The 3470-nt window shown below is 48.9% G+C and carries 2 protein-coding genes, 1 tRNA gene and 1 other RNA gene; 3 read left to right on the top strand and 1 reads right to left on the bottom strand.

Going from position 1 to position 3470, the window contains the following annotated elements; genetic code table 11:
- Positions 1–2 precede the first annotated feature (2 nt).
- Positions 3–319: RNase P RNA component class A (rnpB, locus tag MJZ26_14705), an RNA gene on the bottom strand.
- A 69-nt stretch (positions 320–388) separates the two neighbouring features.
- Between rnpB and MJZ26_14700 the strand changes: the two genes are divergently transcribed.
- From MJZ26_14700 to MJZ26_14690, 3 genes are all read left to right on the top strand, one after another.
- Positions 389–2122: a hypothetical protein gene (locus MJZ26_14700; GenBank protein ID MCQ2107026.1), complete on the top strand. Its 1734-nt coding sequence runs from the start codon at positions 389–391 to the stop codon at positions 2120–2122.
- Positions 2123–2275: 153 nt separating this feature from the next.
- Entirely contained in the window at positions 2276–2824 is a 549-nt protein-coding gene (locus tag MJZ26_14695; GenBank protein ID MCQ2107025.1) for a TlpA family protein disulfide reductase, read from the top strand.
- 137 nt (positions 2825–2961) lie between these two features.
- Positions 2962–3035: transfer RNA gene (locus MJZ26_14690), tRNA-Arg, on the top strand.
- Positions 3036–3470: the final 435 nt, after the last annotated feature.

Raw genomic sequence — 3470 nt, 5'->3', positions numbered from 1 at the left:
GCGATGACCATCTCTCTGGACGAACTGTTACCAGCCGCCTCAAGCGACCTACCCGGATGCCCAACAGCCGCGGGCCGCAGCTGGTTCTTTCGAACGGACTCCTGCTTGGTCTTGCACCGGATGAGGTTTACATTGCCATCCCTGTCACCAGGAATGCGGTGAGCTCTTGCCTCGCCATTTCACCCTTACCTGCTTGCGCAGGCGGTATAATTTCTGTTGCACTTTCTGTCGCGTTTCCGCGCCTGGACGTTATCCAGCATCCTGCCCTGTGGTGCCCGGACTTTCCTCCAGTCTGAATTGCTTCTCGCCGGCGGCCATCCGCTGCCCGTTCCAAATATAGAAAGGACCTCCTTATATTGCAAATGGATTTTTTTATATTAGTCGCAAGATGTCTATGCGCCTAGTTCGTTCCATATTTGCTTTAGTGCTTTTTGCCTTGTTGTCTGTGGCCTTTGCCCACGACGAAGGTGCTTTTAAGATTGATTCCATCCAGTACCACATTGGGGATGCCTTTGACGATTCCAAGTACCATACCAAGTACGACAAGTGGGCTTACGATGTCTTGAACTGGATTCATATCGAAACCCGTGAATCTACAGTCCGCAAGTTATTGCTTTTCAATCAGGGGGATTACGTCGATTCCCTGATGCTTCAGGAATCGGAACGTTTCTTGCGAACCCAGAGATACCTTTCCGACGCAAGCATCTCCGTAGAGTCTGTGGACGGGAAAAACATTGCCCACGTCAATACCAGTGATAACTGGACCTTGACTCTGCCTGTTAGCATCGGCTTTTCCGGAAATGAGTTTAGCTACGATAACTTGAACTACGGCATTGGTATTCAGGAAAGCAACTTCCTTGGCTTGGGACAGACTTTGGGGTTCTACTATGGCCATGACGAGTTCCGCGACATGCTGTCCTTGGAATATAGCGACCCTCATTTTCTGTTCCGCTACAACCATCTAGATGTTGTTTACAGCTATAATACCGACGGCTACCTGGCCAGTTGGCAAATGTATGTTCCGTACTTGAGCCGCAGTCAGAACCAGTGGGCTTACACCCTGGCCGGCATGAAGAACGAACGCTTTGCCTACTTCTATGGTAGTGGCGACATGCCCAAGGGCGCAGCACCATACGAAACCGAGACGAAGATCAAGGACCTGCCTTTGTACAACGGCGATGAAACCGTTGAATTGATTAAGGTACACGATTTTATCGATGACTCCCTTAGCTTCAGGTTTAGCCGTTCCTTTGGTGGAGCTTACCGCAAGTTCTATGTGGGTGCAACCTACGATTACCGCAATACCACTGCGGAACACGGAAAGACCTACCGCTACCTGTTTACCGATGGGGAAGGGGTCTACGCAATCGATTCTGCAAGTGCTTGGAACGACTGGCTACCAGAACGTACGGATTCACGTTTGGGCCTGTACCTCATGCTTTCCAATATCCGTTACGAAAAAATCCGCAACTACCATAACGTCAAGTGGACCGAGGACGTGGAAAAAGGCTATAGCCTCAAGGCCCAGGTTTCCAAGAACTACGAACAGATTGGTGCTGCAGACAATGACATCCGTCTGGACTTCTGGGCCAATATGTACTTGGGCCGAGACATGCATCATCTTGTCCTAAAGTCCGAATCCCGCTTCTATCTGGATCATGGCAACAAGCATGATTATTACGGCAAGATCTATGGCGAATATGTCTTCCATCCGTCTAACGCATTCTCGACGGCGCTGTCGGGTCAGGCGGACTTTTACGAAGATACCAGGTTGGGTTATCAGTTGACCTTAGGCGGAACCGATGGCTTTGTAGGATTCCCCACCGGGTTCTACGCCGGCCAGGCCAGGGTCTATGGCATGGTTGAACAGCGTTATTTCCCTAACTTTGAATTGGCCACCCTGGTTCCGGTATTTGTTGTGTTCGGTAGCGCTGGCGAAACCGCCTGGGAATTTGACGACATTAACCGCAAGGATTTGATCTACGTGGTTGGTTTTGGAGCCCGCTTTGCCCAGACCAAGTCTATCAGCCGTTTAATCAACAAGCTGGATGTGAGCATCCCCGTAAATGGCGCCCGTAAGGGAGAACCTCACTATTCAGTGACCACGACTTACAGCTTGTAAAATTTCTGTAGGCTGTGTTTTTATGCAAAAATTCACATAAAACACGTTTTTCTTGCTATAACAGCACTTTTTTTTCAAATATTTCATATTTTACACTCCGTAAAAGTTTGCAAATGTTTGGATTAGACTGTCTAAGTTCTTTAGGAGTTTTTAATGCGTCTTGCTTGTAAAGTTTTGAGTGCCTTGGCATTGGTTGCTAGCATTTCCTGTGCCCAGGTGGGTACGGAACCCGAAATGGCCAATGTTCAATTAATGCAGGATTCTACCACCAACCAGCCCATGAAAATGGATTTTTCCAAGCCCTTGACAGGTGTCAGCGATCCGGGAATTCTCTTTAGCCACTTTTCTAACCGCCCCTTGCTGATTTACTACTTCAGCCCCAAGTGCCCTCACTGCCAGCGCCACATGCCCGAAATCCAGAACTTGATGAAGGAATATGAAAAGGATGGCCTCACTGGTATTGCCATCGGTCTTGGTGGCGGCATCAAGAAGAACGATATTCGTCTTTTCATCGACCAGTACAAGGTGACCATTCCTGTGTTCCAGGATGCAGATTACAAGTTTGCTCCCGCCTACGGTACAGGCTATATTCCGGTTGTCTACCTGGTGAACAAGGACGGTACCTTCTACCGCTATGAAACCTTGACCGAGTCCAACATGAACCACATGAGGGCGAAGATCAAGGAAATTCTCAAGAAGTAGAGCTAAAGCTTTGAGATAGAAAAGTCCACCCTGCGGGGTGGCTTTTTTGCTTTGTTCAAACATGAAGGTTTCTTTGTAGGTCAGTTGATGAGTTTGATTCTTTTTGCTATATTCACCCCCACGTTGAAGAACGTGATGGTCGAGTAGCTCAGTTGGATAGAGCATCTGCCTTCTAAGCAGAGGGTCGTGGGTTCGAATCCCGCCTCGACTATGAAAAAGGACCACCCATTAGGGTGGTCCTTTTTCATATGTCAGGCACGAAAGAAGCTACTGGTTCGACCACGTGCTAAGCGAGTGTCGTGGGCAAGCTAGCTTGCCCATGACCGAGCGCAGGCCGTGGCCACTGTGCAGGGCACAGTGGAATCCCGCCTCGACAAAATCATGATTATATCACATAGCCGAGCCGCAGAAACTGCAGCAAGTCGTAAGGCTTGCTGAATCCGCCACAAATCCCGGACCGAGCGCAGGCCGTGGCCACTGTGCATGGCACAGTGGAATCCCGCCTCACCTCCCGTTATAGGTTGAACCTATCGCTACCTATACAAATTTTCGCTCTACACAAGGCTTTACAAAAATTCCTATATTCCACATCATGAAAATCGTTGATATTCTCAAGCAAGATAAGATGTCCCTGTCCTTCGAAGTG

The organism is Fibrobacter sp., assembly GCA_024398965.1.
Taxonomy (GTDB): Bacteria; Fibrobacterota; Fibrobacteria; order Fibrobacterales; family Fibrobacteraceae; genus Fibrobacter.
This window is presented reverse-complemented; position numbering and strand designations above follow the sequence as displayed.

Excerpts from the sequence above, each read along its gene's own strand:
- MJZ26_14700 (MCQ2107026.1), top strand. The coding sequence starts at position 389 with ATGTCTATGCGCCTAGTTCGTTCCATATTTGCTTTAGTGCTTTTTGCC.
- MJZ26_14695 (MCQ2107025.1), top strand. The coding sequence starts at position 2,276 with ATGCGTCTTGCTTGTAAAGTTTTGAGTGCCTTGGCATTGGTTGCTAGC.